This is a genomic window from Streptomyces sp. SN-593 (assembly GCF_016756395.1).
Taxonomy (GTDB): Bacteria; Actinomycetota; Actinomycetes; order Streptomycetales; family Streptomycetaceae; genus Actinacidiphila; species Actinacidiphila reveromycinica.
Window position 1 is genome coordinate 6,718,578 of record NZ_AP018365.1, and the last position, 24,543, is coordinate 6,743,120.

Here is a 24,543-nt window from a genome sequence, read left to right on the forward strand (position 1 = left end):
TAGCGGCTCCGGCAGCCGTCGCGCGCGGTGCGCGCCGCGCTCCGCCGGGTCGGACGCGGCGCGGCGGCCCGGCGAGGGATAATCGGCAGGTGGGCCGGTGGGAGCACGAACGTACGCCGGCCGCCGTCGCCCGGAACGGGAAGCAGCCATGACCACAGCGCGTGATCTTCTGACCGTCACGATGGACCTGCCGTCCAGCCGGACCGTGGAGCGCGGCGACCTGTCGCTCGGACTCGCCGGCGCGGAACTGGTGGACCTGCTGCGGGCGGGCGCGGCCACCTTGGACCGGGGGCGGATCGTGCCGGGCGCGCGGCAGCCGCACACCGACCGGCCGCTCGGCGAGGCCGCGGCCGCGCTGTCCCGCACCCTGCCCTTCGAGACCGTGGACGACTGGCTGTGGCGCCGCGGGCGCGGGTTGGCGGCGGCCTACCTCGCGGTCCTCACCGAGGAGGGCGCGGTGGCCCGGCAGCGGCAGCGGCGCTGGCTGCTGTTCGGCCGCAGCCGTACGGTACTGGTGGACTCCGCCGACCGCCGCCGCGCGGCCCACCGCTGGGCGGCCGACGAGCCGGTGCTGCTCGCGCTGGCCGCCACGGTCGGCGCCACCGGGCCCGGCCCGCAGCCGCCGCCCCCGCGGCCGGACCCGTCCGTGGACCTGCCCGCGCCCGACCCCGCCGGCCCGGTGGGCCTCCCGCCCGACCTCGCCGCGCAGGTCGCCGACCCCTCCGTGGCGGCGGTGCTCGCCGCGGTCGCCCAGGCCGTCGCCGAACTGTCCGACGAGCGCCGCCGCCGCGCCGGCCGCCTCGGCGACGCCCACGCCACCACCCTCCGCCGCGGCTACTGACCGCCACCGGTGGGACCACCGCGGCCCCCGTTCGACGAGCACCCCGGGGCGGCGGCCGCGCCGCCGCCGTCGCCGGTCCGCGTGCGAGCAGCGGCCGGGGCGTCCAGGGGGCCGGGGGACCGGTCGGTCAGCCGGTGGGGGAGACCGCCGGCGGCGCCGGGGAGCGGTAGTCGGGCGTGACCACGTGGGACGGCGTGCCGCCCTGGAGCACGGTGAGGATGTCGTCCGCGAGCATGTGCGCGATGGCCACGCTGGCGCTGCCGCCGAGCCCGCCGACGTGGGGGGTGAGGAGGGTGCGCAGGTCGGGGGCGAGCAGCGGGTTGTCCGGCAGGGGCGGCTCCGTGGTGAACACGTCGACCGCCGCGCCGAACAGGTGGCCGCCGCGCAGCGCGTCGGCGAGCGCGTACTCGTCCACGACCCCGCCGCGCCCGACGTTGACGACGATGCCGCCGCGCGGGAGCAGCGCGAGCTGGTCCCGTCCGACCAGGCCGCGCGTCTGCGGGGTCAGCGGCAGGTGCACGGTGACCACGTCGGCGCCGCGCAGCGCCTCCTCCAGCGAGTCGGTGTACCTGCTGCCGGGCGGCAGCGCCTCCGGCTGCTGCGGGAACCGGTCGTAGGCGATCCCGCGCATCCCGAGCGCGGCGTGCGCCAGGCCCAGCACGCGGCGGCCGGTGTTGCCGTAGCCGAGGACGGCGATGGTCCGGCCTTCGAGGTCGAGCTGGTGCAGGTCCTGCCGGACGGAGAAGTCGCGGCGGCGCACCGCCGCGTCGAGTTCGCCGAACCGGCGGGCGACCGCGAGCGCCGCCGCCAGCGTGTGCTCGGCCACGGACGCGGCGTTGGCCCCCGGCGCGAAGAGCACCGGGATGCCGCGTGCGGTGGCGGCGGCGACGTCGATGTTGTCGACTCCGACGCCGTGCTTGGCGATCGCCCGCAGCCGGGGCGCGGCGGCGATCAGCCCGCTGTCCACCGGGTGGATCTGGCTGACGATCACCTCGGCGTCCAGGAGCGTGGCGCGCTGCCGCGCCTCGGGGAGCGACTTGTCGAGGAAGACGACGTCGGCCGCGGCGCGCAGCCGGCGCACCCCCGCGTCGTTGAGCGACTCGGTGACGACGACACGGGGGCGGGGGCCGGTGCCGGGGCCGGGGTGGGGCATGGGGGCACGCTCCTTCGGGGGGTTCACAGCGCTCGGACGAGGCCGCCGTCGACGCGGACGGCGGACCCGGTGACGTACGAGGCCCTGGCGGAGGCGAGGAAGGCGACGACGTCGCCGAACTCCTCGGGGGCGCCGTAGCGCCGGGCGGGGATGTCGCCCTGGGAGGCGCCGCGCACGGTCTCGACGTCCTTGCCGGTGCGCTGCGCGGCGGCCTCGTCGAGCGCGGCGACCCGGTCGGTGGCGATCCGGCCGGGCAGCACCAGGTTCACGGTGACGCCGTCCTGCGCGACCTCGGCGGCGAGCGTCTTGAGGTAGGCGGCCAGCGCCCAGCGTCCGATGTTGGAGGCGGCGAGGTTCGGCAGCGGGGCGGCGACCCCGGAGGAGCCGATCGCCAGGACCCGGCCCCAGCGCGCCTCGCGCATCGCGGGCAGCAGCGCGTGGACCAGGCGTACGTGCACGTCGAGCAGCGGGTCCAGGGCGCCGGTCAGGGCGTCGGCCTCCAGGTCGGCGGCGGTGCCCGGCCGCGGCCCGGGCCCGTTGAGGACCAGGATGTCCACGCCGCCGAGCTGCCGTGCCACGGCGTCCAGCAGATGGGCGGCGGGCTGCGGGCCGGTCAGGTCGACCGGGATGCCGACGGCACCGGGCAGTTCCGCGGCCACCTCCCGCACCCGGGCCTCCTGGCGTCCGCAGACGGCGACCTTGCAGCCCTCGGCGGCCAGGGCGCGGGCCGAGGCCCCGCCGAGCCCGCCGGTGGAGCCGAGGACGAGGGCGCGCTTTCCGGCGATCCGGAGGTCCATCAGCGGGTCACCAGTCCTTCCATGGCGGCGAGGTGCTCGTACAGGTTCGGTATCAGCGACGCGGGCAGCGCGGGCGCGGGCGGGCGTACGGCGGGGCCGGCGATCAGCTTGCGGTGGGCCAGGCACGCCTTGCGGATCGCGAGCCCGATGCCCGGCTGCTGCTCGAAGGCGATCAGGGGCAGGTAGGGCGCGAGCGCCTCGCGGGCCGCCGCGAAGCCGCCGGTGCGGTGCGCGTGGATGGTGGCGAGCAGGCCCTCGGGGTAGGAGAACCCGGTCATCGCGCCGGCCGCGCCGGCCTGGAGCTCGTCGATCAGGCCGATGCCGCCCAGTCCGCCGAAGACGGGCACGTCGAACCGGTCGCTCAGCGCCGCCACGCGGGCCGCGGTCGGGGCCGCCTCCGCCTTGACGGCGACGACGCCCTCCACGTCGGCGAGCGCCTCGATCTGCGCGGGCAGCGGCATGGACACGCCGCTGGCGACGGGGTAGTCCTGCACGACCAGGCCGACGCCGGTGGCGCGGTGCACGGCGTTGAGGTGGGCGGCGAGGACCGCCGGGGTGGGGCTGTTGATCTGCACCATCACGCCGGCGAGCCGGCTGCCCGCGACGCGCCGGGCGAGTTCCGCCTCCTCGATCACGGGGGCGGTCGCGAGGGTGGTGGCGCCGACCACCACGGGCAGGTCGACGGCGTCGATCACCGTGGACAGCACCCGGGTGCGCTCGGCGCCGTCGAGTCTGGCCGCCTCGCCGAAGACGCCGAGCACGGTCAGGCCCGTCACGCCGAGTTCCTCGTAGCGGCGCACCAGCGTCGCGAGGCTGTCGAGGTCGACTTCGAGGTCGTCGTGGAACGGCGTCGCCACGACGCCCCACACTCCGGCCGGGAGCTTCGTCATCCGAGTCCTTCCTGGCCGCGTGACCCGGCCGCCGGGCCGGGCCGCGCGGTGCGTACGAGCACAGCGGTGCGTTCGGGCACATCGGCATACCAGCGAGGTATGCATCTCATATCTTATACACTAGCATCGAGGCACGAGGTCGAGGCTGCACCCGATCGGTGCCGCCGTCGCTCGGGTGTCCGTCCCGGGTCGGTCGCTTCGGAGCATCCCGAAGTCGCCCGGTGGGGCCCCGCCTGTCGGCTGTCCCCGCGGGTCGTCGAGTGCGCGTGAGGCCGCTGAACTGCTCGATTGCGAAGGCAGGTTGTCGCGGACCGGCCGCCTCGGCGCCCGGGTGGCGCGGTGTGGGGCGCCGCCTGCCATCGGGTGGCCGCGAAGTTCGCGAGGGCGCGTCCGGGGTTGCGCTGAGGCGAAGACGAACTATCATGCCCTCATACATCTTATATCTCATATACCACTCGCTCAGAGGGTGGCACTGGAGGACGAGGCAATGGCGGCTCTCAGGATCGGCATCATCGGCGGCGGCTACATGGCGCGGGCGCACAGCGTCGCCCTCGCCACGCTGCCCGTCTACGTGGAGGGGCTCCCGCTCGAACCCGTCAGGGAGGTCATCTGCGACGCCACGGACGAGCTGGCCCGGGCCGCGGCCGAGGCGTACGGGTTCCGCCGCTGGTCCAGCGACTGGCGGGCGGTGGTGGAGGACCCCGACGTCGACGTGATCGACATCGTGCTGCCGAACGCCATGCACCACGAGGTGGTGCTGGCCGCCATCGCCGCGGGAAAGCACGTGACCTGCGAGAAGCCGCTGGCCAACACCGCGGCGCAGGCCGAGGAGATGACCCGCGCCGCCCAGCGGGCCGGCGTCGTCCACCAGATCGGCCTCAACTGGCGGCTGGCACCGGCCGTGCAGCAGGCCCGCCGACTGATCGAGGACGGCACGATCGGCGAGGTCCGCGACTTCCGCGGCTTCTGGCTGGCGGACTTCGGTGCCGACGACTCGGCGCCGATGACCTGGAAGTACAGCCGGGCCGGCGCCGGTTCCGGCGCGCTGGGCGACACCGGCAGCCACGTCATCGACATCGCCCGCTACCTGGTCGGCGACTTCGACTCCGTGGTGGGCCTGTCCCGCATCCACGTGCCCTTCCGCCGCGACCCGGCCACCGGCGACCCCGTCGCGGTCGACGTCGAGGACGACTCCGCCTTCCTCGCGGAGTTCTCCGGCGGCGCCTACGGCTACCTGCAGAACACCCGCTCCTCGCCGGGCCGCAAGAACCACTGCGGCTTCGAACTGCACGGCACCAAGGGCTCGCTGACCTTCGACTGGGAGCGGATGAACGAGCTGCACTTCTACGACTCCCGCGACCCCAAGGACCGCCAGGGTTTCCGCACCCTGCTGATGGGACCGGCCCACCCCTACGCCGGCCACTTCTGGCGGGTGCCCGGCTACCAGATCGGCTTCGGCGAGACCAAGACCCTCCAGTTCCTCGAACTGGTCAGGGCGATCGGCGGGGACGGACAGGTGCAGACCTCCTTCGAGGAGGGCCTGCGCGCCAAGCAGGTGGAAGAGGCGGTCGAGGCGTCGGTGGAGTCGCGCGCCTGGCAGCAGGTGCCGAGGTGACCACGCCTCCCGCGCGCCTGGCCGTCGCCGCGACCCTCGACACCAAGGGCCCGGCGGTCCGCGTGGTGCTGGACGAGCTGCGCCGCCGGGGCTGCCCCGCGCTGGTGGTCGACACCGGCACCGGCGCCCCGCGCGCCGTCGTGCCCGACATCGCGGCGCGGCAGGTGGAGCGGATCGGGCTGGACGCCCTGGGCGCCGAGCCGGGCACCGGACGCGGCCGGCTGGCGGCGATGGGCGCCGGACTGGCCGCCCTCGTGGACGAGTCGCGCCGCGCGGGGTCGATCGGCGGCCTGATGGCGATCGGTGGCGGCACCGGGGCGGGCATCTGCTCGGCCGCGCTGCGCCGGGCGCCGGTCGGCTTCCCCCGGATGCTGGTGTCCACCGGCGTCACCGACGACGTCTCCGCGCTGGTCGGGGTCGGCGACGTGCACCTCGTGCAGCCGGTCGTCGACTTCCACGGCGGCGGCGAGCTGCTGGAGGTGGTGCTGCGCCGGGCCGCCGCCGCGATGGCGGCCGTGGTGTCGCTGCCCTACCGGCCCGCCGGGGACCGCCCCCAGGTGGGCGTGACCTCCTTCGGCGTCACCGAGGCGGCCGTCGAACGCGTCGTCGCCGGCCTCGAACAGCGCGGTTTCGGGGTCTGCGTCTTCCACGCCCGCGGCTCCGGCGGCCGGGCGATGGAGGCCATGGTCGACCAGGGCGCGCTGGCCGCCGTCGTCGACCTCACCACCACCGAGCTGACCGACGAGGTCGCCGGCGGCGCCCGGTCGGCGGGTCCGCACCGCCTGGAGGCGGCGTTGCGCGCGGGCATCCCCTGCGTGCTGGCCCCCGGCGCGCTCGACGTCGTCAACTTCGGGCCGCCGGATTCGGTGCCCGAGGCGCTGGCCGACCGCCCCACGGTGCGGCACAGCCCCACCACCACGCTGGTGCGGGCCCGCGCCGCCGACGGGGAGGCGGTCGCCGAGGACATCGCCGCCAAGGTCGCGGCCGCCGCGCACCCGGAACGGGTCCGCGTCGTCGTGCCGGCCCGCGGGTTCTCCGCGCTCGACGCGCCCGGGCAGCCGTTCCACGACCCGGCGGCCGACGCGGCGTTCACCGAACGGCTGCGCCGGGTGCTGCCCGGCGGCGTGCCGGTCCGGGTGGTGGACGCCCACCTCGCGGACGGCGCCTTCGCCGCCGCCCTGCTCGCGGAGTTCGACGCCGTCGCCCGCCTCGCGGGCCTCGCACCCCCCACTGCCGGCACACCCCCCACCGCCACCACGGCCGCCACGGCCACCACCGAGGGAACCAAGGGAAGCGAAGCGACATGAACCGAAAAGTCCCCCGTGACGAGGTCCTGCGGCGGCTGCGCGCCGAGATCGCCCAGGGGCGCCAGATCGTCGGCAGCGGCGCGGGCAGCGGGCTGGTGGCCCGGATCGCGGACCGGTGCGGCGTCGACCTGCTGGTGGTCTACGCGTCGGGGAAGTTCCGCCAGGACGGCCTGCCCAGCATCATGGGCGCGCTGCCCGTCGCGAACGCCAACGACGTCATGCTCCAACTCGGCCGGGAGCGCATCTTCCCGGTGGTCCGCGACACGCCCGTGATCGGCGGGGTGTACTGCCAGGACCTGACCCGCGACATGGACGACCTGCTCGACGAGATGGCCGCCGCCGGCTACAGCGGCGTGATCAACTTCCCGACGGTCGGCCGCATCGACGGCAACTACCGCAAGGACCTGGAGGCCCTCGGGCTCGGCATCGGCCGCGAGTACGCCATGATCACCGCCGCCCGCGAGCGCGGCCTGACCACCCTGGCGTACGTCTACACCCCGGACGAGGCCGCCGAGATGGTCCGTGCCGGAGCGGACGTGGTGGTCGGGCACGCCGGTGTGACCGCGGGCGGCGAGGTCGGCATCACCGAGGAGCGCACCAAGCCGCTCGACGAGGTGGTCCGGGTCTTCTCCGCGGTCTTCGACGCCGCCCGCGCGGTCCGCGAGGACGTCGTCCTGCTCAGCCACGGCGGCCCCATCGTCGAGCCGGCGGACGCCGCGTACGTCGCCGAACGGACCGGGGCGCACGGCTTCGTGGGCGCCTCCAGCACCGAGCGCATCCCGATCGAGAAGGCGCTCACCGCCGTCTACACCGCGTTCAAGCAGCCGGCCGCAGGTGCCGGACAGGAAGGGAGCAGGGCATGAGCACCGGATTCCGGGTGCACCACATCGGCATCACCGTGAGGGACATGGACGTCTCCGAGGCGTTCTGGGAGGAACTGCTGCACACGAAGTCGGTGCGCCGCTACGTCATCGAGGGCCCGTTCATCGCCGCCATGTCCGGCTACCCCGGGGTGCGCATCCTCGGCAGCCAGGTGAACCTGCCCTCCGGCGGGTACCTCGAACTGCTCCAGTACCTCGACCGCGACCCGAGCGCGGTGGACCCCGAGACGTACCACGCGGGCAACGTCCACGTCTGCCTGGAGGTCGACGACGCCCGAGCCGAGTTCGCGCGGGCCCTGGAGCTGGGCGCGACCGCCCGGGGTCCCGAACCCGTCGTCGTGCCCTCCGGCGCCAACGCCGGCGCCGTGACCTGCTACCTGCGCACCGTCGACGGCGTCACCGTCGAACTCTTCCAGCCCCCCGCGCCCGGCGCGGGGCCCGCCGCGTGATCTCCCCATCGCACGACAAGGACGTCAGCCATGGCAACTTCGAGCCCCGCAGAGATACGTGACCCGGTGACCACCGGATCGCAGAGCAAGGAGACCCGCAAGGCGATCGTCGCCGGCACGGTGGGTTCCGTACTGGAGTGGTACGACTACTTCGCCTACGGCACGGCTGCCTCGCTCGTCTTCGGCTCCGTCTTCTTCCCCAACAGCTCCCCGAGCAACGGCACCCTGGCCTCGTTCGCCACCTTCGGGGTGGGCTTCGCCGCCCGGCCGATCGGCGGCTTCGTCTTCAGCCACTTCGGCGACCGGCTCGGCCGCAAGACGATCCTCGTGATCACGCTGCTGATGATGGGCGTGGCCACCGCGCTGATCGGCGCGCTGCCGACGTACGCGGCGATCGGCTGGTGCGCCCCGCTGCTGCTGGTGGTGCTGCGGCTGGTCCAGGGCTTCGCCGCCGGCGGTGAACTCGGCGGGGCGATCGTGCTCGCGGTCGAGCACACCACCAAGGACCGGCGGGCGTACAACACGTCGTTCATGGCCTGCGGTGTCGTCGGCGGCCTGCTGCTGTCGTCGGGCGTCTACACGCTGATCACCTACCTCACCACCGACGCGCAGTTCAAGGCGTGGGGGTGGCGGCTGCCCTTCCTGCTCAGCGTGGTGCTGGTCGCGGTCGGCATGGTGATCCGGGCCCGGGTCACCGAGTCGCCGGTCTTCGAGGAGGCGCAGGAGGCACGGGAACAGGCCAGGATGCCGATCGCCGAGGTGCTGCGGTACCACTGGAAGTCGGTGCTCGTCGTGCTGGGCGCGCGGCTGGTCGACAACGGAGTCTTCTTCGTCTACGCGACCTACCTGCTCAGCTACTCCACGCAGGACCTGGACATGGACTCGACCACGGCGCTGATCTGCCTGTCGATCTCCTGCGTGGTGGCCCTCCTGCTGATTCCGCGCTTCGCGACCCTGTCCGACCGCATCGGGCGCAAACCGGTGTTCCTGTTCGGCGCCGGGTTCTCGGTGGTGGCCGCCTTCCCGCTCTTCGGGCTGGTCAGGGTCGGCTCGCCGGTGCCGTTCACCATCGCCCTGATCCTCGGTATCTCGATCGGCTGGGGAGCGTTGACGTCGGTGGTGGGCGCGCTGTTCGCGGAGCTGTTCCCGACGCCCGTGCGCTACTCCGGGATCACCCTCGGCCGGGAGATCGGCTCGGTCTTCGCGGGCGGACTGTCGCCGTACATCGCGGCGGCCCTCTACTCCTCCTACCACTCGGTGTGGCCGATCGCGCTCTTCGCGGTCGGACTCTCGGTGATCTCGTTCGTCGCGGTCGCGGTGGGGCCGGAGACCAGGGGCCGCGTGCTGGAGTGAGCCGGTGGTGGCCGCCGCGGGCGCGGCGGCCACCACCCGGGGACGACTCCGCCCCGGCGGCCGCGGCGGCCGCCGGGGCGGAGAGGTGCGGGGGCGGGGCGGCGCGGGTCCGTCCGGGTCGGCGCAGATCCGCAGATCCGCGCGGGTCCACGCGGGGGAGGACCGCAGGGCGGGGGTCAGGCACCGCCCTCGGCCATGGCGCCCAGCACGAACGCCTGCACGTTCCTGATGTGGGTGCTCATCAGCCCGCGGGCGGCGTCCTCACGGCCGTCGATGATGGCGCCGAGGATCATCTCGTGCTCGCCCGCGGTGTAGACCACGTCGCCGCTGGCCGGGGAATCCCGCAGCCGCAGCGTCCACACCAGGTCGTACGCGTCCTCGACGCAGCCGCGCAGGTAGCTGTTGTTCGCCGCGTCGGCCACCGCGAGGTGGAAGGCCCGGTCGTGCTCCTGGAAGCCCTGCATGTCGCCGCCGCGGGCCGCCGTCATGCAGGCGGCCGCCGCACCGCGCATGGTCGCGCGCTGCTGCTCGCCCGCCTTGGCGGCCGCGAGCCGCGCGGTCTGGGCCTCGACCCCCTCGCGGAACTCGTAGGCGGCGACCAGGCGTTCGGCCGAGAGTTCGGGCACGCGGGCGCCGCGCTTGCCGTCCGCGATCACCAGTCCGGCGTGCACCAGCCGCAGGACGGCCTCGCGCACGGGCGTCTTGCTCACCTGGAGGCGCTGGGCCAGCATGTTCTCCGACACCCGGGATCCCGGTGCCAGCGACTGGGTGATGATCAGCCGGCGGATGGCGTCGTACACGACACTGGTCAGGCTCTCTGGCCTGTCGATGACGGGTTCGGGCTCGGATGGCATGGCCGTATTGTATCTCATATACAAGCAGCCTGGGTGAGTGTGGAGCCTCCCGCTGACCTGCGGTTTCGTCACGTTCTCCGGTGGCGTGGACGCCGACTGGCGCCTGCGCGGACGTCCGCCCGCGCCGGGGCCGGCCCGGGCGCGGCGCACTGTCTCACCAGGCGGGCGGGGTGGCGGTGTTGGCGGAGGGCTCGGCGCCGGCTTCGGTGAAGGCGTGCAGGGCCCCCAGGAGTTCGCGGCGGCGTACCGCGGGCATGGCCTCGACGATGCGGGCGATCTCCTTGCGGCGGCGTTCGGTGGCCTCCACGACGGTGCGGTCGCCGTCCGTGGTGAGGGAGATGAGGGTGGTGCGGCGGTCGTTGGGCACGGTGCGGCGCTCGACCATGTCCACCGCGACGAGGCGGTCGATCATGCGCATGGCGGTGGACGGTTGGACGTCCAGTTCCGCGGCGAGGGCGGAGAGGTTGAGCGGTCCTCGGCTGTGCAGCGCGACGAGCATGCGGAACTGCGGCAGGGTCAGGGAGTCCTCGACTGCCGCGAGGGAGCGGGCGGAGACGGCGACCAGGAGCCGCGAGGCGGTCAGCAGGGCGCTGACCATGGCCTCGGCGTCGTTGTCCGGCGCGGACGGTGAAGCGACCATGGCACCTTTCTACATGCCCCGGCCCGCTCCCCGCCGCGTGCCGCCGATCAGCCCTGCGCGCCCGGGGGCGGGGCGTCGGCGGTCGCCTTCCCGGGGGCGTTCCCGGGGGTGTTCGCGGGGGTGTTCGCGGCGGCGGCCGAAGCGGTGCGGTGGAGCGCGCGGAGGATGGCCTGGTGGGTGATCCAGCCGGTGAGGTGTTCTCGGGCGTCGTCGAGGACGGGCAGGCCCGCGCCTTCGGTGGTGACGAGGGCGTCGAGCGCGGCGGACAGGTCGGTGGCGGCGGTGACGGGCGCGGGGAGGTGGGCGATGGTCTGCACGGGGGCGGTGGTGTGCGCTCCGTCGGCGAGGGTTTCGGCGGCGGTGCGTGCGGTGGCGGTGCCGAGGTAGGCGCCGCCGGTGGTCACGGGGAGGACGCCGTGGGGGGAGCGGGCCAGCGCCTCGGCGGCCTCGGCCAGGGGTGTGGTGCCCTCCAGCGGGCGGGGGAGGGGTTCCATGACGGCGCCGACGGTGATCCCGGCGAGGGCCGCCTCGCCGGGGGTGTGGTCGAGGTCGATGCCGCGGCGGCGCAGTTTGAGGGTGTAGATCGTGTCGACGGACAGGGCGCGGCTGGTGAGGGTGGCCAGCACGATCGCGGTCATGAGCGGCAGGATGATCGTGTACTCGCCGGTGAGTTCGAACATGATGACCACGGCGGTGATCGGTGCGCGGGCGGCGCCGGCGAAGGCGGCGCCCATGCCGATCAGGCCGTAGGCGCCGACCGGTCCGGTGGTCCCGGGCAGGAGGTGGTGGGCGGCGGCGCCGTAGGCCGCGCCGAGGGTGGCGCCGATGAACAGGGAGGGCGCGAAGACGCCGCCGCTGCCGCCGATGCCGATGGTGAGGCTGGTCGCGAGCATCTTGCCGAGCAGGAGGACGACCAGGAAGCCGATCGCGTAGCGGCCGCCCACGGCCTTCTCCAGCACGGGGTAGCCGACGCCGTACATCTGCGGGAGGAGCAGCAGGAGGGTGCCCAGGAGGAGGCCGCCGGCCGCGGGGCGGGCCCATTCCGGGCCGCGCCAGGCCCAGTCGCAGGCGTCCTCCACGAGGTACAGGATCCGGGTGAAGCCGACCCCGACGGCGCCGGCCAGCACGCCGAGCACCGCGAACAGCAGGTACTGGGACAGGTGCGTGACGGTGAAGGCGGGCAGGTGCAGGAAGGGGTTGTCGCCGAACGCGGCGCGCCCGATGACGCTGGCGGTGACCGAGGCGAGGACCACCATGCCGAACGACTCGGCGGTGAAGTCCCGCAGGATCAGCTCCATGGCGAAGAACACGCCGGCCAGCGGGGCGTTGAAGGTGGCCGCGATGCCGCCGGCGGCGCCGCAGGCGACCAGGACCCGCATCCGGTCCTCCGCGACCCGTACGGTGCGGCCGAGCGTCGAGCCCAGCGCGGAGCCGATCTGCACGATGGGGCCCTCCCGGCCGACCGAGCCGCCGCCGCCCATGCACAGCGCCGAGGCCAGGGACTTCACCACCGCGACCTGCGGGGCGATCCGTCCGCCGCGGCGGGCGACGGCGTACATCACCTCGGGGACGCCGTGGCCGCGTGCCTCGCGGGCGAAGCGCTGGACGAGGGGGCCGTAGGCGAGGCCGGCCAGGACGGGGGCGAGCAGCACGAACCAGTGGCCCAGCCACGGCACGTGCGGGTTGGCGGCGTGTCCGGCGGCGGAGTAGTCGGTGTGCCCGGACAGGGCGCGGGTGAAGGTCGTGATCAGCCAGCGGAACGCGATCGCGCCGAGGCCCGCCCCGCAGCCGACGGCCAGGGCCAGCACCAGCAGGCCGCCCTTCGCCTCGCGCAGCACCGTCAGGAGGGCGGGCAGCCCGCGGCGTACGCGGGGAGCGGGCGGGGTTCGGAGCGGGTCGGCGGGTGAGGGGACCAGGGGGTTCGGCATTTTTGCATTATGCAACACAATTGCTTGCCCTGTGCAATCGTGGCATCGGGCAAACTCCGGGGCGGGCCGCGCGCGGGCGGGATGCGCGGCGCCCGCGCCGTGACACAGGGTGCGCGGTGTGCGCGTGCCGGTGACCGGGGGCCGGTGACCGGGGCTCCGGACTGCCCGAAAGGCCCTGTCGGCGAGCCCCTCGATGTGTTGCTGTGGAGGAGGAGCGGTGATCGCGTCCAACGGACGCGGGAACCGGTCGCGGCGCTGAGCGCTGAAGGGAGCAGGACCATGACGCAGAAGATCGCGGACGCACCGGATCACACCAGGACGTGGAACCTTCGACTCGACATCTTCGAGGACGAGGAGGGCGACACCACCGCTCACGCGGTGCTCGACACCGGCGACGGCCGGATGGACCGCTGGGCGAGCGCCCACTGCCACCCGAGGGACCGGCTCGTGCCGGAGATCGGGGACGAGTACGCCGCCGGCCGGGCGCTGCGGGAGATGGGGCAGAAGCTCATGGACCTCGGTTCCCTCGACGCCCAGGAGAACAGCCGGGGCGGCACCCGCTGAGGTCGCTGGGAGGTGACGCGGCCCTCGACGCGGACGTTCCGGGCTGAGGCCCGGGGGGACGGGTGGACGGGGGACGGGAGGTCGGGTGAACGGGGGGCCGGTGGGCGGCGCGGGGGCGGGGGCTAGGGTCGTCGCGTGGTCACCCTTGCCGAACTCGCCGAAGACCCGCATCCCCACCTGGCCGGACTGCGCGGGCACGCCCCCGTGGTGTGGCTGCCGGCGCTCGGCGGATGGATGGTCACGGGACGGGCGCAGGCTCTGGACGTCATGCGGGACGCCGCCGCGTTCACCGTGGACGACCCGCGCTTCACCACCGCGCGGGTGGTCGGCCCGAGCATGCTCTCGCTGGACGGGCCGGAACACGCCCGCCACCGCGACCCGTTCGTGGCGCCGTTCCGGCCCCGCGCGGTGCACGCCGCGTTCGGCGGGACCGTCGAGCGCGAGGCCGGCCGGCTGCTCGACGGGCTGGTGCCGCAGGGGGCGGCCGAGCTGCGCCGGGACTTCGCCGGGCCGCTGGCCGCGGTCGTGATGGCCGAGGTGCTGGGGCTGACCGGCGTCCCGGTACCGGCGATCCTGGCCTGGTACGACGCCATCGTGCGCGCCGTGGACCGGCTCACCCACGGCGAGGACGCGGGAACCGAGGGGCCGGCCGCGTACACGGCGCTGCGCGCGGCGGTCGCCGGCACCCTCGACGCCGGGTCCGCGGACTCCCTGCTGGTCAGCGCCGCCGCCGACGGCCGGCTCGGCCTGCCCGAACTGGCCTCCAACGCGGCCGTCCTGCTCTTCGGCGGCATCGAGACCACCGAGGCGATGATCGCCAACGCGCTGCTGCACGTCCTCGGCGAGGCCCCCGCCCTGGTGCCCGCCCTCCTCGCCGACCCCGAACTGCTGGACAACGCCGTCGAGGAGTCCCTCCGGCTGGAGCCCGGCGCCGCGGTGGTCGACCGGTACGCCACCCGCGACACCGACCTCGCGGGCGTCCGGATCCGCGCCGGCGACCTGGTCACCGTCTCGCTGGCCGGCGCCAACCGCGACCCGGAGGTCTTCACCGACCCGGACCGGTTCGACCCCCACCGCGCCAACGCCCGGCTCCAGTTGGCCTTCGCGCACGGCCCGCACTACTGCGTCGGCGCCCACCTGGCCCGCCTCGAAGCCCGCGTCGCGCTGCGCGCCTGCTTCGAACGGCTGCCGGGTCTGCGGCTCGACCCGGATCGGCCGAGCGCCCCGCGCGGCCTGGTCTTCCGCAAGCCGCCCACGCTCGCGGTGCGCTGGGGGCGCTGACCGCTCCGGGTGCGCGGTGGGCCCTGCGGCGCGGGCCCGTGCGGTGCGCCCGTGCGGTGCGGGCGCCGCACGTACCCCCGGAGCGGGTGCGCTTTTTGCCGGACCGGCAAGGCGGATCGCCCGCGGGCGCGCTTCGCCCGGATGATCGGGGTCCGGGCGCGGCGGCCGGAAGAGGCCGCCACGACCCCTCGACCCGGAACGGCCCCGGGCCGTCCGTACCAGGGAGGACCCATGACCCAGCGCACCGGCGACGGGCTCGGCACGCACCGGCTGCTCGCGACGCCCGCGGGCCGCACCCACGTCGTGGAGCGGGGCAGCGGCCCCCTGGTGCTGCTCGTGCACGGCTTCCCGGAGTGCTGGTACTCCTGGCGCCACCAACTGTCCGCGCTGGCCGACGCCGGCTACCGCGCGGTCGCCCTCGACGTGCGCGGCTACGGCCGGTCCTCGAAGCCCGCGGACCCCGCGGCGTACCGGATGCTGGACCTGGTGGCGGACAACGCCGCCGTGGTGGAGGCGCTGGGCGAGGAGTCGGCGGTGGTGGTCGGCCACGACTGGGGCGCGGTGATCGCGGCGAACAGCGCGCTGGTGCGCCCGGACGTCTTCCGCGCGGTGGGCCTGCTGAGCGTGCCGTACACCCCGCGCGGCGGCCCGCGGCCCAGCGAGGTCTTCGCCGGGATGGGCGGCGACGAGGAGTTCTACGTCTCCTACTTCCAGCGACCCGGCCGGGCCGAGGCCGAGATCGAACCCGACGTGCGCGGCTGGCTGGCCGGCTTCTACGCCGCGCTGTCCGCCGGCACCATGCCGCCGCCCGGGGCGCCGGACCCGCACTTCGTCGCACGCGGCGGGCGGCTGCGGGACCGCTTCCCCGCCGTCGGGAGCGCGAACGGGACCGGCGGTGCGGACCGGCGACCGGGCGCCGGACTGCCGGGGTGGCTCAGCGAGGCCGAACTCGACGTCTACGCAGAGGAGTTCGAGCGGACCGGGCTGACCGGTGCGCTGAACCGCTACCGCAGCATGGACCGCGACTGGGAGGACCTCGCCGCGTTCGACGGTGCCCCGGTCCCGCAGCCGTCTCTGTTCCTCGGCGGCTCGCTGGACGCCTCCACGACCTGGCTGGCCGACGCCATCGACGCATACCCCGTCACCCTCCCGGGGCTGGTCGCCTCCCACGTGCTCGACGGGGCGGGCCACTTCATCCAGCAGGAGCGCGCCGCCGAGGTGAACGCGCACCTCACCCGATGGCTGGCCGCGCTGCCGGGGTGAACTCCCGGCCGCTCACGCTCCCGCCCGGGCCCCCTCCGCCTTGCGCGCCCGGTACGCCGCCGCCTTGAACCGGTTGCCGCAGGACGCCATGCCGCACCACTGCCGGCGGGTCCCGCGCGAGCGGTCGACGTACACCCGGGTGCACTCCGGGTTCCCGCACTCCTTGAGCAGGTGGACGTCAGGGCCGCCGAGCAGTTCCACGGCCCGCCGCGCCACGACGGACAGCGCCTCCCCGCTGGTCGCCACGGTCCGCCGCCCCTCCGGCGTGAGCTGCGGCGCCGCGGGCCGCTCCCGGGCCGCGGCGTTGAGCACGGCCAGCGCCCCGGCGGCGTACTCCTCGCCGAGGCGCCTGGCCGTGACCAGCGCGTACACGGCCTCGCGGAGGGCCTTGGCCCGCTCGACGTCGGCCGGCCGGGCGGGGGAGACGGCGTCCACGAGGCCGGACTCCACGTACCAGGCGTCCAGCCGGTCCGGGCTCGCGAACATCTCGAACCGGGCCGAACGCCGGGCGCGCAGGGTCGCGGCGAAATCAAGGGCCGGGTCGTCGCAGACGAAGACGTGGTCGAGGTTCACGTCACCATCCTGACAGGTGACCGGTGCCGCCGCAAAGCTCTCCGCCCGGCCGGGCGGGCCGCCGCCGGGTCACCCCTGCGGTGCCCCCGTCTCCGTCAGCTCGCCGTCGGCCAGTCGCAACCACCGGTCCACGCCGATCCGTTCGAGGAACCGCTCGTCGTGGCTGACCACCACGAACGCGCCCCGGTACGCCGCCAGCGCGCTCTCCAGCCGCCCGGCGCTGACCAGGTCGAGGTTGTTCGTCGGCTCGTCCAGGAGCAGCAGTTGCGGCGCCGGCTCCGCGCACAGCACGCAGGCGAGGGTGGCCCTCAGCCGTTCCCCGCCGGAGAGTGCCCCGACCGGGAGGTGGGCGCGCGGGCCGCGGAAGAGGAAGCGGGCGAGCAGGTTCATCCGATCGGCCTCCGGGCGGTGCGGCGCGAAGGCGGCGAAGTTCTCGGCGACCGTGCGGTCCGGGTCCAGCAGGTCCAGCCGCTGGGAGAGGTACGCGATCCGCCCGTCGGCGCGCCGGACGTGCCCCCCGACCACGGCCGAGCCTCCGACCACGCCTGATCCCCCGGCCACGGCTGTTCCCCCGGCCGGGTTCGGCTCCCCGGCCGGGGTCGGCCCGCCGACGGTGTCCGGCTCCCCGGCCGGGTCCGGCCCGGCGCCGAGGCCGGCGCCGCCGTGGATCAGCCGCAGCAGCGTGGTCTTGCCCGCGCCGTTGGGGCCGGTCAGCGCGATCCGCTCCGGACCCCGCACGGTCAGGTCCAGGCCCGCGCCGCCGAACACCTCGTGCGTGCCGAGCCGCACCCGCATCCCCTCGCCGAGGAACACCGTGCGCCCTGCGGGGACTTCGGTGTCCGGCAGCTCCAGGGTGATCTGCTGGTCGTCGCGCAGGGCGCGCTCGGCGTCGTCGAGCCGGGCTTTGGCGTCGCCGACCCGGGCGGCGTGCGTCTGGCCGGCCCGGCCCGCGGACTCCTGCGCGCCGCGCTTCATGTTCCCCGCGAAGATCCGGGGCAGGCCCGCGCTCTTGAGGTTGCGGGCGGCGTTGCCCGCGCGGCGTTCGGCGCGCTCGCGGGCCTGCTGCATCTCGCGCTTCTCCCGCTTCAACTCCTGTTCCGCGCTGCGGACGTTGCGCTCGGCGACCTCCCGCTCGGCCCGCACCGCCTCCTCGTAGGCGGTGAAGTCGCCTCCGTAGGTACGCAGTTCGCCGCCGTCGAGTTCGGCGATCCGGTCCATGCGGTCGAGCAGCGCCCGGTCGTGGCTGACCAGCAGCAGGCAGCCGTGCCACTCGGCCAGCACGTCGTGGAGCCGGTGGCGGGCGTCGGGATCGAGGTTGTTGGTGGGCTCGTCGAGCAGCAACACGTCCGGCCGCCGCAGGAGTTGGGCGGCGAGGCCGAGCGACACCACCTGGCCGCCGCTGAGGGTGCCCAGCCGCCGGTCGAGGGCGAGACCGGGCAGGCCGAGCCGGTCGAGCTGCGCGCGGGTGCGCTCCTCGATGTCCCAGTCGTCGCCGATGACGGCGAAGTGCTCCTCGGCCACGTCGCCGGACTCGACCGCGTCCAGCGCCCGGACCACGGCGGCGATCCCCAGCACCTCGGCCACGGTCAGGCCGCCGGTCAGCGGGAGCGTCTGCGGCAGGTAGCCGAGGGTGCCGGTCACGGTCACCGACCCGCCGGTGGGCCGCAGTTCGCCGGCGATCAGCCGGAGCAGCGTGCTCTTGCCGGCGCCGTTGGGCGCGACCAGGCCGGTACGGCCGCCTCCCACGGTGAAGGACAGGCCGTCGAAGACCGGTGTGTCGTCCGGCCAGGAGAAGGACAGGTGAGTGCAGGTGACGGAAGCGTCGGACATGGCGGGACCTCGGGGGTGCGCGGGCAGGCGGCAGGCGCTGCCCTGCGGGCAGGGGGAAAAGACAACGACGACACGGCCACGCGGCGGCGCCGGTACGCGCCCGCCGGTGGCCGGTCAGCTCCGGGTCTCACCCGGAGATGTCGTCGTCACCCGCCATGCCCGGTCTCCTCGGGTAGGTCCACGATGTGCGCGGCGCCCGGCGCCGCACCAGGAAGTGTAGTGCCCCGCCGGCCCCGGGGCGGGGCCGCGCCGAGGGCGAGGCCCGCGCCGGCGGCGAGGATCAGAGACCCAGGTCCAGGGCGAGGCAGGAGTAGGAGATCAGCGACCTGTCGGCAGAGTACGTGTCCGCCGCCCGGTCCCGCCCCGCCACCGGGGTCTCCTCGACCATGTCCTCGTAGCGGATGCGCTCGGGCAGGCTGCCGAACCGGGCCCGCCGTGCCGCCGCCGCGCTGTCCGTCGTCCTGGTGCTCTCCATGGTCCGCCTCCGCTGCGTCCTGGCCGGCTCGCCGTGTCCTTCCCGGCTCCGGCACGCCTCCACGCTCGCATCCGCCGCGTCACCTGTCAAGGCGGTGACGAGCTTCGGCGGGGAGGCCGGAGCCGGTCCGCGTCGGGCCCGGCCGCGCGGACGCCGCGGGGACCGTTCGAGCGGGAGAGGCGCCCCACGTCGTGCGGGGACACGTGCCGCACGGTGACGGCTGCGCGTGGTGCGGCCACGCCCGGCGTCGTACCGAGGACGGGGGCTCCGCGGAAACCGGTGGCCGCGGGGCGCCGCCGCCCGTACCGTCGGCGCCATGGCTGACGAGAGCTACGGGGACGTCCGGCTGGCCGCGCTCTACGACCCGCTCGACCCCGACCGCGGGGACCTCGACGCGTATCTCGCGATCGCGGGGGAGACGGGGGCGCGCCGCGTACTGGACATCGGCTGCGGGACCGGGGTCTTCGCGCTCCTGCTGGCAGACCGCGGGATCGAGGTCGTGGGCGTGGACCCCGCGCTCGCGTCCGTCGAGGTGGCCCGTGCCAAGCCGGGCGCCGAGCGGGTGCGGTGGCTGCACGGCGACGCGACGGCGCTGCCGCCGCTGCGGGTCGACCTCGCCACGATGACGGCGAACGTCGCCCAGGCCATCGTCGACCCTGAGGTGTGGCGCGGGACACTGGCCGGGGCGCACGCGGCGCTGCGGCCCGGCGGGCACCTGGTGTTCGAGACCCGTGATCCGGCGCGGCGTGGCTGGGAGGAGTGGACCCGCGAGGAGTCCTACCGCGTGGTCGAACTGCCCGGCGTGGGGGCGGTCGAGACCTGGCACCAGCTCACCGACGTACGGCTGCCGCTGGTGTCCTTCCGTACGACCTACGTGTTCGCCGCGGACGGGCGGGTGCTGACGTCGGACTCGACGCTGCGGTTCCGCGAGCGGGAGGAGGTCGAACGCGACCTCGCCGCCGGCGGTTTCGTGGTGGAGGAGGTCCGCGGCGCACCCGACCGGCCGGGCCGGGAGTTCGTCTTCCTCGCCCGGCGTCCGTGATCCCGGAGAAGGCCCGGCGTCCCTGACGGCGGCGGACCGGTCACCGTCCCGGTCGGGGCCGTGCCGCCCCGCCCCCGGCGCTGGTCAGCGGCGGGCGTGCCGCCCGGAGCCCTGCTGCGTGTGGACGGGCGGAGCCGCCTCCGCCGACCGCCCGCCCGAGGGGGCCGCGGACCCGGCGCCGGCGTGGCGGGCGTCGATCAGGAAGGGGTTCGGCCGGAGTGTCCGCATCCGCGTGATCGTCGGGGTGGCGAGGCGGCCGATCGCCAGGCTGCTGGCGTAGGCGACCGGCAGGGCGAGCAGGGCCGACCCGAGGACGTCGTGCGGGTAGTGCGCGCCGACGTAGACCCGGGTGAAGCCTTCGAGCACCGCGACGATCGCGGCGATCGCGCTCAGCCGCCGGTCCAGCAGGAAGAGCGCCGCCACGGACGCCGCCGCCACCGTGGTGTGGCCGCTGGGGAACGCGTAGTCGTTGGGCACGGGGCAGGTCTCGACGATGAAGGCGTGCGGCATCGAACGGCACGGCCGCTGCTCGGCCACGATCTTCTTGACCACCTCGGCGCAGGCGAAGGCCACGCCCACGCTGACCGGCACGGCGAGCGCCAGCGTCATCGCGGCGCCGTCCCGCCGCCGGGCCCGCCACCAGCCCACGACCATGAGGACCGCGAAGAGCCCCAGTTGGACGTTGGTCCACCATTCGACGAACCCGTTGAGCCACCGGGTGTCACGGGCCAGGTCCGTGACCGCGGTGAACAGCGGTCCGTCGATGTGTGACCCGTTGAAGGCCAACGTTGCGGAGCCCGTGGTCATCAGCACCGTCTTTCGCAGCCGGCTCGGACCCCGTCCGTTCCCGGCCGGCCGTCACCGTGGAGGCAATATCTGTCTACACGAATGTAGACGAAGAACTCCGGGAGGCCAATTCATGAACGGCGGCCGTACTCCAGATGAACGGCCAGCCTACACGCCGCCCCCGCCGCCCTCCGGCGCGGCGTCGCGGTCGGCGAAGACCTCGCGGGCGACGGCGGTGGCGTTCAGGGCGCGGGGGAAGCCGCAGTAGACGGCGGCGTGCAGGAGGGCCTCGGTGATCTCCTCGCGGCCGAGGCCGACGTTGAGCGCGGCGCCGATGTGGACCCTGAGCTGGGGTTCGCAGCCGCCGAGGGCGGTGAGCGCGCCGAGGGTGACCAGTTGGCGGCTGCGCGGGTCGAGACCGGGGCGGTCGTAGATGTCGCCGAAGGCGAAGGCGGCGACGTGGTGGCCGAGGGCGGGGCTGATGTCGGCGAGGGAGTCGATGACGGCCTCGCCCTGGTGCCCGTCGATGCGGGCGAGGACGGACAGGCCGTGGCGGCGGCGGGCGAGGCTCTCCGGGCTGTCGATGTCGTGCTGGGCTGCGGTGTGGGTGTGGGTGTGGGTGTGGGTGTGGGTGTGGATGTCGGTGTCGGTGTCGGTGCTGGTGCCGGTCATGGCCGGGGGCCTTCCTGGTAGGTGGCGATCTTGTACTCGGCCGCGGCGAGGGAGAGTTGCAGCCGGGCGATCTGGGAGCGGAGGGTGTCGCGGTGCTCCAGGAGCATGTCCAGGCGTTCGGGGACGGTGTCCTCGCCGCGGTCGACGAGGGCGACGTAGTGGCTCAGGTCGCTGATGGGCATGCCCGAGGTGCGCATCCTGGTGAGGAACACCAGCCGGCGGACCGCCGGGGCGTCATAGCGCCGGTGCCCGGCCGCGTCCCGGGGAACGCGGACCAGACCGATCCGCTCGTAGTACCGCAGCGTGTGCGGGTTGACCCCGAGGTGCTCGGCGGTGGTCGCGATGTCCCACTCGGTCGCGTCGTCGTCGCGGGCCAGCTCGCGCAGTGCCTCGGCGGACACCCCGCCCGGGGGATCCACGGCCAGGCGCAGGGCCTGCCGCAGGGCGTCGTCGTCTTCCATACCCGGGACGGTAGGGGTGTGAGCGCGCTCGAACGCAAACGGCGGTGCCGAGCGGGCGCAGGACCCGCCGGGCGCCCCGACCGGGGCCCCTGGCGGGCGGGTAATTCGGTGGGGGAGTCCCGGACCACCCCCGCTCGCGCGGGGAGAACTGCGGCGCCTGGCTCGTGCTGAAGGGCCGGGCCGGACCCCCGCTCGCGCGGGGAGAACCCCGAGACCGTGAACGTCCGTGTCCTGCTTGTCGGACCACCCCCGCTCGCGCGGGGAGAACGCCGTCCGCCAGGCCGGCTACGCGGGTGCCAGCGGACCACCCCCGCTCGCGCGGAAAGTACTACGGAGCGATGGCATTTTCACGCCGTCCGGACCACCCCCGCTTGTGCGGGGAGAACGCGCGCTTCCCGCAGGTCTGGGACTGGGTGACCGGACCACCCCCGCTCGCGCGGGGAGAACCTGACTGCGGGGATGGTGGGGGCCACGAAGCTCGGACCACCCCCGCTCGCGCGGGGAGAACCCTCCGTCTTCGACTCGCTCACGCCTATCCCTCGGACCACCCCCGCTCGCGCGGGGAGAACGTCATGACGTGCGCCGCCCACCTCAACAGCGGCGGACCACCCCCGCTCGCGCGGGGAGAACTCCACAACACTCGAAGAGGGGGTCGAAGCGGCCGGACCACCCCCGCTCGCGCGGGGAGAACGCCCGCGCGTGGGCCGCCGCCGCGCTGCACGGCGGACCACCCCCGCTCGCGCGGGGAGAACCCTCCCCTAGCGCACCCGCTGTACATGTGAAGCGGACCACCCCCGCTCGCGCGGGGAGAACGAGGAGCGCGTCTGCTGGCCGGAGCGGATGCGGGGACCACCCCCGCTCGCGCGGGGAGAACGCGGCGAGCTGCTGCTCGCGGTCGGCGGGGAGTGGACCACCCCCGCTCGCGCGGGGAGAACCAGCGGCCCGTCCGCCGGCCGCCACGCGGGGACGGACCACCCCCGCTCGCGCGGGGAGAACCCTGCCGTCGCGGAGTCTTCGCGTGTCCGCTGCGGACCACCCCCGCTCGCGCGGGGAGAACGGCAGCGCGGCGGGGCACGGTTGCCCGGGCTGAGGACCACCCCCGCTCGCGCGGGGAGAACTCGACGGTGTTCTCGGCGAGGTGCTCCCAGCAGGGACCACCCCCGCTCGCGCGGGGAGAACCCTTCATGACCTGCGGTTTCCGGAGGGTTTTGCAATTCCTTGGGTCGCCCAGGGTTCCTTCACGTGGTCAGTCTGACAGAAGGGCCAGCGGTATCGCCCAGGGCTTTGTGTGGTGGCGGCGCCGTGTGGCAGCACGTGGCCAGAATGAGCAAGCGGTACGGACGGATCCTCCGCCACCCGGACACCCTCACCGAGTCCGTACGGCTCCAACTCAAAACCGTCCGGGCCTACTGCCCCGAACCGGACGCCCTCATCAGGCATGTCCGCTCCTTCGCGGGAATGCTCACCGAGCGCCAAGGCGAGCGCCTGCCGGACTAAATGACGCCGTTCGGCAGGACGACCTGCCCAGCCTCCACACCCTCGCCGCAGGCATCGACCAAGACCGCGACGCCGTCATCGCCGGCCTGACCCTGCCGTGGAGCTCCGGCGTCATCGAAGGCCACGTCAACCGGATCAAGATGCTCAAGTGCCGGATGTTCGGCCGGGCGGGCTTCGCCCTCCTGCGGAAGCGCGTCCTCATGTCCTGATCACCGACGGGAGGAACTCGATGGCAGCGGCGTCGGCGGATGTGTCAGCCTTCCCCTCCCAGATGCCGACGGAGAAGACTTTGATGACCAGCGACGACGCCCTCAATCAGCTCAGACACATCGCGCGCGAGAGGGCATTCGGCAGGCATGTCGGGTCCGATCGGCTCATTCAGGCAGGCCTGGACGCACTGATAGCAGGGGTCGAAAGCCCGTCCCTTGCCATGCTGGCTGGACTCCTTCGGAGCGAAGAGCCCGAAGCGCCAGAGCTCTTCGACCAAGTACTGGAGGAACTGGGACTGCTCTTTCACCCGCCCGCGGACCCTCAGGCCGCAAAGTGGGAGATGGCCTACTGGATCGCCGGTCGGATCGCCGACGGAACCCTGGATCCCACCGCCGGCACTCACCTCATCTGGGCAGACATTGCCTACGACCTCGGCTATCCCGAAGAGCTAGAACCCCTTGTGCACTGCGCGCACAACCTAGACGGCTGGGAGGAGAGCTGGGGAGTCTCCATCGAGGAACTCAACGGGGAAGCGGTTGAGGCAGCGAAGCAGTTCCTTAGCAAGAGGTCTGCAGCCGAAGCGGGTGACCAACCCGGGGCTTGTTCTCGCCACCGGGATCGGCCAACCGCGGACTGATCCACTCACTCAGCGTGGCCGAACCACACAACCTGAGCCAGAACCCGGGATCGGACCACCCCCGCTCGCGCGGGGAGAACCATGCCTCGCGCTGCTCGGTCCGGCGGTGCTGCGGACCACCCCCGTTTGCGCGGGGAGAACAGCATCCACAGCACGACCGGGTGCCTGCGGAACGGACCGCCCCCGCTCGCGCGGGGAGAACGATCACGTACGGGACGCCGGTCAGTTCGAGCGCGGACCACCCCTGCTCGCGCGGGGAGAACGAACGCGGTGATCGGCACCATGCCCTCGCACCGGACCACCCCCGCTTGCGCGGGGAGAACCGTCACGGCCTCGCCGGGTCTCCACGCCCTCACGGACCACCCCCGCTCGCGCGGGGAGAACTGCCACTACATCGACCCCGCCGAGAAGGGGATCGGACCACCCCCGCTCGCGCGGGGAGAACGACTCCACCTACGCCGACATCACCGGCGGCGCCGGACCACCCCCGCTCGCGCGGGGAGAACTGTGCGCACCAGGCCTGCTGCCAGCAGGTTGGCGGACC

The 24,543-nt window shown here is 74.3% G+C and carries 24 protein-coding genes and 2 CRISPR repeat arrays (1 of these 26 cut by a window edge); of the genes, 12 read left to right on the forward strand and 12 right to left on the reverse strand.

The window, feature by feature from the left end; all coding sequences use genetic code 11:
* Positions 1 to 148 precede the first annotated feature (148 nt).
* Positions 149 to 841 (forward strand): GPP34 family phosphoprotein, encoded by a 693-nt coding sequence (locus RVR_RS28770; protein WP_202236824.1) that lies wholly within the window; start codon positions 149 to 151, stop codon positions 839 to 841.
* A 127-nt stretch (positions 842 to 968) separates the two neighbouring features.
* On the opposite strand, the gene RVR_RS28775 is transcribed toward RVR_RS28770, so the two are convergent.
* From RVR_RS28775 to RVR_RS28785, 3 genes are read right to left on the reverse strand one after another with little or no spacing between them, the layout of a single operon-like run.
* On the reverse strand, positions 969 to 1,994 hold the full coding sequence (locus RVR_RS28775) for an NAD(P)-dependent oxidoreductase (RefSeq protein WP_202236825.1): 1,026 nt from the start codon (positions 1,992 to 1,994) through the stop codon (positions 969 to 971).
* Between the two features lie 23 nt (positions 1,995 to 2,017).
* Positions 2,018 to 2,791: an SDR family oxidoreductase gene (locus RVR_RS28780; RefSeq protein WP_202236826.1), complete on the reverse strand. Its 774-nt coding sequence runs from the start codon at positions 2,789 to 2,791 to the stop codon at positions 2,018 to 2,020.
* Positions 2,791 to 3,681: a dihydrodipicolinate synthase family protein gene (locus RVR_RS28785; RefSeq protein WP_202236827.1), complete on the reverse strand. Its 891-nt coding sequence runs from the start codon at positions 3,679 to 3,681 to the stop codon at positions 2,791 to 2,793. The genes RVR_RS28780 and RVR_RS28785 overlap by 1 nt, the downstream gene beginning before the upstream one ends.
* 487 nt (positions 3,682 to 4,168) lie before the next feature.
* On the opposite strand from RVR_RS28785, the gene RVR_RS28790 reads away from it, so the two are divergent.
* Genes RVR_RS28790 through RVR_RS28810 form a run of 5 tightly spaced genes read left to right on the forward strand, consistent with a single transcriptional unit; the run spans position 4,169 to position 9,286 of the window.
* Positions 4,169 to 5,296, forward strand: coding sequence for a Gfo/Idh/MocA family protein (locus RVR_RS28790; RefSeq protein WP_202236828.1), 1,128 nt, complete (start codon positions 4,169 to 4,171; stop codon positions 5,294 to 5,296).
* The gene (locus RVR_RS28795; RefSeq protein WP_202236829.1) at positions 5,293 to 6,603 is read left to right on the forward strand and encodes a Tm-1-like ATP-binding domain-containing protein; all 1,311 of its coding nucleotides are present in this window, start codon (positions 5,293 to 5,295) and stop codon (positions 6,601 to 6,603) included. Before RVR_RS28790 ends, RVR_RS28795 begins: the two co-directional genes overlap by 4 nt.
* A complete protein-coding gene (locus tag RVR_RS28800) occupies positions 6,600 to 7,466 on the forward strand; it encodes a phosphoenolpyruvate hydrolase family protein (protein ID WP_202236830.1) in 867 nt (288 codons plus the stop codon). The genes RVR_RS28795 and RVR_RS28800 overlap by 4 nt, the downstream gene beginning before the upstream one ends.
* Positions 7,463 to 7,933, forward strand: a complete 471-nt coding sequence (locus RVR_RS28805) for a VOC family protein (protein ID WP_202236831.1) — start codon at positions 7,463 to 7,465, stop codon at positions 7,931 to 7,933. Before RVR_RS28800 ends, RVR_RS28805 begins: the two co-directional genes overlap by 4 nt.
* Positions 7,934 to 7,963: 30 nt before the next feature.
* The gene (locus tag RVR_RS28810) at positions 7,964 to 9,286 is read left to right on the forward strand and encodes an MFS transporter (RefSeq protein WP_202236832.1); all 1,323 of its coding nucleotides are present in this window, start codon (positions 7,964 to 7,966) and stop codon (positions 9,284 to 9,286) included.
* Positions 9,287 to 9,462: 176 nt separating this feature from the next.
* On the opposite strand, the gene RVR_RS28815 is transcribed toward RVR_RS28810, so the two are convergent.
* From RVR_RS28815 to RVR_RS28825, 3 genes are all read right to left on the reverse strand, one after another.
* Entirely contained in the window at positions 9,463 to 10,140 is a 678-nt protein-coding gene (locus RVR_RS28815) for a GntR family transcriptional regulator (RefSeq protein WP_202236833.1), read from the reverse strand.
* A gap of 154 nt (positions 10,141 to 10,294) precedes the next feature.
* Entirely contained in the window at positions 10,295 to 10,780 is a 486-nt protein-coding gene (locus RVR_RS28820; RefSeq protein WP_202236834.1) for a MarR family winged helix-turn-helix transcriptional regulator, read from the reverse strand.
* A 47-nt stretch (positions 10,781 to 10,827) separates the two neighbouring features.
* A complete protein-coding gene (locus RVR_RS28825; RefSeq protein ID WP_202239321.1) occupies positions 10,828 to 12,591 on the reverse strand; it encodes a chloride channel protein in 1,764 nt (587 codons plus the stop codon).
* A 396-nt stretch (positions 12,592 to 12,987) separates the two neighbouring features.
* Here RVR_RS28825 and RVR_RS28830 point away from each other — a divergent pair, with 396 nt between their 5' ends.
* From RVR_RS28830 to RVR_RS28840, 3 genes are all read left to right on the forward strand, one after another.
* On the forward strand, positions 12,988 to 13,272 hold the full coding sequence (locus RVR_RS28830; RefSeq protein ID WP_202236835.1) for a dsRBD fold-containing protein: 285 nt from the start codon (positions 12,988 to 12,990) through the stop codon (positions 13,270 to 13,272).
* 135 nt (positions 13,273 to 13,407) lie between these two features.
* On the forward strand, positions 13,408 to 14,553 hold the full coding sequence (locus RVR_RS28835) for a cytochrome P450 (RefSeq protein WP_202236836.1): 1,146 nt from the start codon (positions 13,408 to 13,410) through the stop codon (positions 14,551 to 14,553).
* A 231-nt stretch (positions 14,554 to 14,784) separates the two neighbouring features.
* Positions 14,785 to 15,816 carry an alpha/beta hydrolase gene (locus RVR_RS28840; protein WP_202236837.1) on the forward strand — a complete coding sequence of 344 codons (1,032 nt, stop codon included), beginning with the start codon at positions 14,785 to 14,787 and terminating at the stop codon, positions 15,814 to 15,816.
* Between the two features lie 12 nt (positions 15,817 to 15,828).
* On the opposite strand, the gene RVR_RS28845 is transcribed toward RVR_RS28840, so the two are convergent.
* The 3 genes from RVR_RS28845 to RVR_RS28855 form a co-directional block, all read right to left on the reverse strand.
* The gene (locus RVR_RS28845; protein ID WP_202236838.1) at positions 15,829 to 16,389 is read right to left on the reverse strand and encodes a CGNR zinc finger domain-containing protein; all 561 of its coding nucleotides are present in this window, start codon (positions 16,387 to 16,389) and stop codon (positions 15,829 to 15,831) included.
* A gap of 69 nt (positions 16,390 to 16,458) precedes the next feature.
* Positions 16,459 to 18,219, reverse strand: a complete 1,761-nt coding sequence (locus tag RVR_RS28850; RefSeq protein WP_202236839.1) for an ABC-F family ATP-binding cassette domain-containing protein — start codon at positions 18,217 to 18,219, stop codon at positions 16,459 to 16,461.
* Between the two features lie 280 nt (positions 18,220 to 18,499).
* Positions 18,500 to 18,694, reverse strand: a complete 195-nt coding sequence (locus RVR_RS28855) for a hypothetical protein (RefSeq protein WP_202236840.1) — start codon at positions 18,692 to 18,694, stop codon at positions 18,500 to 18,502.
* A gap of 316 nt (positions 18,695 to 19,010) precedes the next feature.
* On the opposite strand from RVR_RS28855, the gene RVR_RS28860 reads away from it, so the two are divergent.
* Positions 19,011 to 19,736 carry a class I SAM-dependent methyltransferase gene (locus RVR_RS28860; RefSeq protein WP_202236841.1) on the forward strand — a complete coding sequence of 242 codons (726 nt, stop codon included), beginning with the start codon at positions 19,011 to 19,013 and terminating at the stop codon, positions 19,734 to 19,736.
* Between the two features lie 84 nt (positions 19,737 to 19,820).
* Here the strand turns inward: RVR_RS28860 and RVR_RS28865 are convergent, their stop codons facing one another.
* From RVR_RS28865 to RVR_RS28875, 3 genes are all read right to left on the reverse strand, one after another.
* Positions 19,821 to 20,543, reverse strand: coding sequence for a phosphatase PAP2 family protein (locus RVR_RS28865; protein WP_202236842.1), 723 nt, complete (start codon positions 20,541 to 20,543; stop codon positions 19,821 to 19,823).
* Between the two features lie 147 nt (positions 20,544 to 20,690).
* Positions 20,691 to 21,194, reverse strand: a complete 504-nt coding sequence (locus RVR_RS28870) for a carboxymuconolactone decarboxylase family protein (protein ID WP_202236843.1) — start codon at positions 21,192 to 21,194, stop codon at positions 20,691 to 20,693.
* Positions 21,191 to 21,655, reverse strand: a complete 465-nt coding sequence (locus tag RVR_RS28875) for a MerR family transcriptional regulator (protein ID WP_202236844.1) — start codon at positions 21,653 to 21,655, stop codon at positions 21,191 to 21,193. The genes RVR_RS28870 and RVR_RS28875 overlap by 4 nt, the downstream gene beginning before the upstream one ends.
* A 120-nt stretch (positions 21,656 to 21,775) precedes the next feature.
* A CRISPR array of direct repeats spans positions 21,776 to 22,834; the repeat unit is 29 nt; unit sequence CGGACCACCCCCGCTCGCGCGGGGAGAAC.
* Positions 22,835 to 22,978: 144 nt separating this feature from the next.
* Here RVR_RS28875 and RVR_RS28880 point away from each other — a divergent pair.
* Positions 22,979 to 23,152, forward strand: a complete 174-nt coding sequence (locus RVR_RS28880) for a hypothetical protein (protein ID WP_202236845.1) — start codon at positions 22,979 to 22,981, stop codon at positions 23,150 to 23,152.
* Positions 23,153 to 23,444: 292 nt separating this feature from the next.
* Entirely contained in the window at positions 23,445 to 23,999 is a 555-nt protein-coding gene (locus RVR_RS28885) for a hypothetical protein (protein WP_202236846.1), read from the forward strand.
* A 51-nt stretch (positions 24,000 to 24,050) separates the two neighbouring features.
* Positions 24,051 to 24,543: a CRISPR direct-repeat array (repeat unit 29 nt; unit sequence CGGACCACCCCCGCTCGCGCGGGGAGAAC) (it continues 391 nt past the right edge of the window).

Excerpts from the sequence above, each read along its gene's own strand:
- RVR_RS28770 (WP_202236824.1), top strand. The coding sequence starts at position 149 with ATGACCACAGCGCGTGATCTTCTGACCGTCACGATGGACCTGCCGTCC.
- RVR_RS28775 (WP_202236825.1), bottom strand. The coding sequence starts at position 1,994 with ATGCCCCACCCCGGCCCCGGCACCGGCCCCCGCCCCCGTGTCGTCGTC.
- RVR_RS28780 (WP_202236826.1), bottom strand. The coding sequence starts at position 2,791 with ATGGACCTCCGGATCGCCGGAAAGCGCGCCCTCGTCCTCGGCTCCACC.
- RVR_RS28785 (WP_202236827.1), bottom strand. The coding sequence starts at position 3,681 with ATGACGAAGCTCCCGGCCGGAGTGTGGGGCGTCGTGGCGACGCCGTTC.
- RVR_RS28790 (WP_202236828.1), top strand. The coding sequence starts at position 4,169 with ATGGCGGCTCTCAGGATCGGCATCATCGGCGGCGGCTACATGGCGCGG.
- RVR_RS28800 (WP_202236830.1), top strand. The coding sequence starts at position 6,600 with ATGAACCGAAAAGTCCCCCGTGACGAGGTCCTGCGGCGGCTGCGCGCC.
- RVR_RS28805 (WP_202236831.1), top strand. The coding sequence starts at position 7,463 with ATGAGCACCGGATTCCGGGTGCACCACATCGGCATCACCGTGAGGGAC.
- RVR_RS28810 (WP_202236832.1), top strand. The coding sequence starts at position 7,964 with ATGGCAACTTCGAGCCCCGCAGAGATACGTGACCCGGTGACCACCGGA.
- RVR_RS28815 (WP_202236833.1), bottom strand. The coding sequence starts at position 10,140 with ATGCCATCCGAGCCCGAACCCGTCATCGACAGGCCAGAGAGCCTGACC.
- RVR_RS28820 (WP_202236834.1), bottom strand. The coding sequence starts at position 10,780 with ATGGTCGCTTCACCGTCCGCGCCGGACAACGACGCCGAGGCCATGGTC.
- RVR_RS28830 (WP_202236835.1), top strand. The coding sequence starts at position 12,988 with ATGACGCAGAAGATCGCGGACGCACCGGATCACACCAGGACGTGGAAC.
- RVR_RS28840 (WP_202236837.1), top strand. The coding sequence starts at position 14,785 with ATGACCCAGCGCACCGGCGACGGGCTCGGCACGCACCGGCTGCTCGCG.
- RVR_RS28850 (WP_202236839.1), bottom strand. The coding sequence starts at position 18,219 with ATGTCCGACGCTTCCGTCACCTGCACTCACCTGTCCTTCTCCTGGCCG.
- RVR_RS28855 (WP_202236840.1), bottom strand. The coding sequence starts at position 18,694 with ATGGAGAGCACCAGGACGACGGACAGCGCGGCGGCGGCACGGCGGGCC.
- RVR_RS28860 (WP_202236841.1), top strand. The coding sequence starts at position 19,011 with ATGGCTGACGAGAGCTACGGGGACGTCCGGCTGGCCGCGCTCTACGAC.
- RVR_RS28865 (WP_202236842.1), bottom strand. The coding sequence starts at position 20,543 with ATGACCACGGGCTCCGCAACGTTGGCCTTCAACGGGTCACACATCGAC.
- RVR_RS28870 (WP_202236843.1), bottom strand. The coding sequence starts at position 21,194 with ATGACCGGCACCAGCACCGACACCGACACCGACATCCACACCCACACC.
- RVR_RS28875 (WP_202236844.1), bottom strand. The coding sequence starts at position 21,655 with ATGGAAGACGACGACGCCCTGCGGCAGGCCCTGCGCCTGGCCGTGGAT.
- RVR_RS28880 (WP_202236845.1), top strand. The coding sequence starts at position 22,979 with ATGAGCAAGCGGTACGGACGGATCCTCCGCCACCCGGACACCCTCACC.
- RVR_RS28885 (WP_202236846.1), top strand. The coding sequence starts at position 23,445 with ATGACCAGCGACGACGCCCTCAATCAGCTCAGACACATCGCGCGCGAG.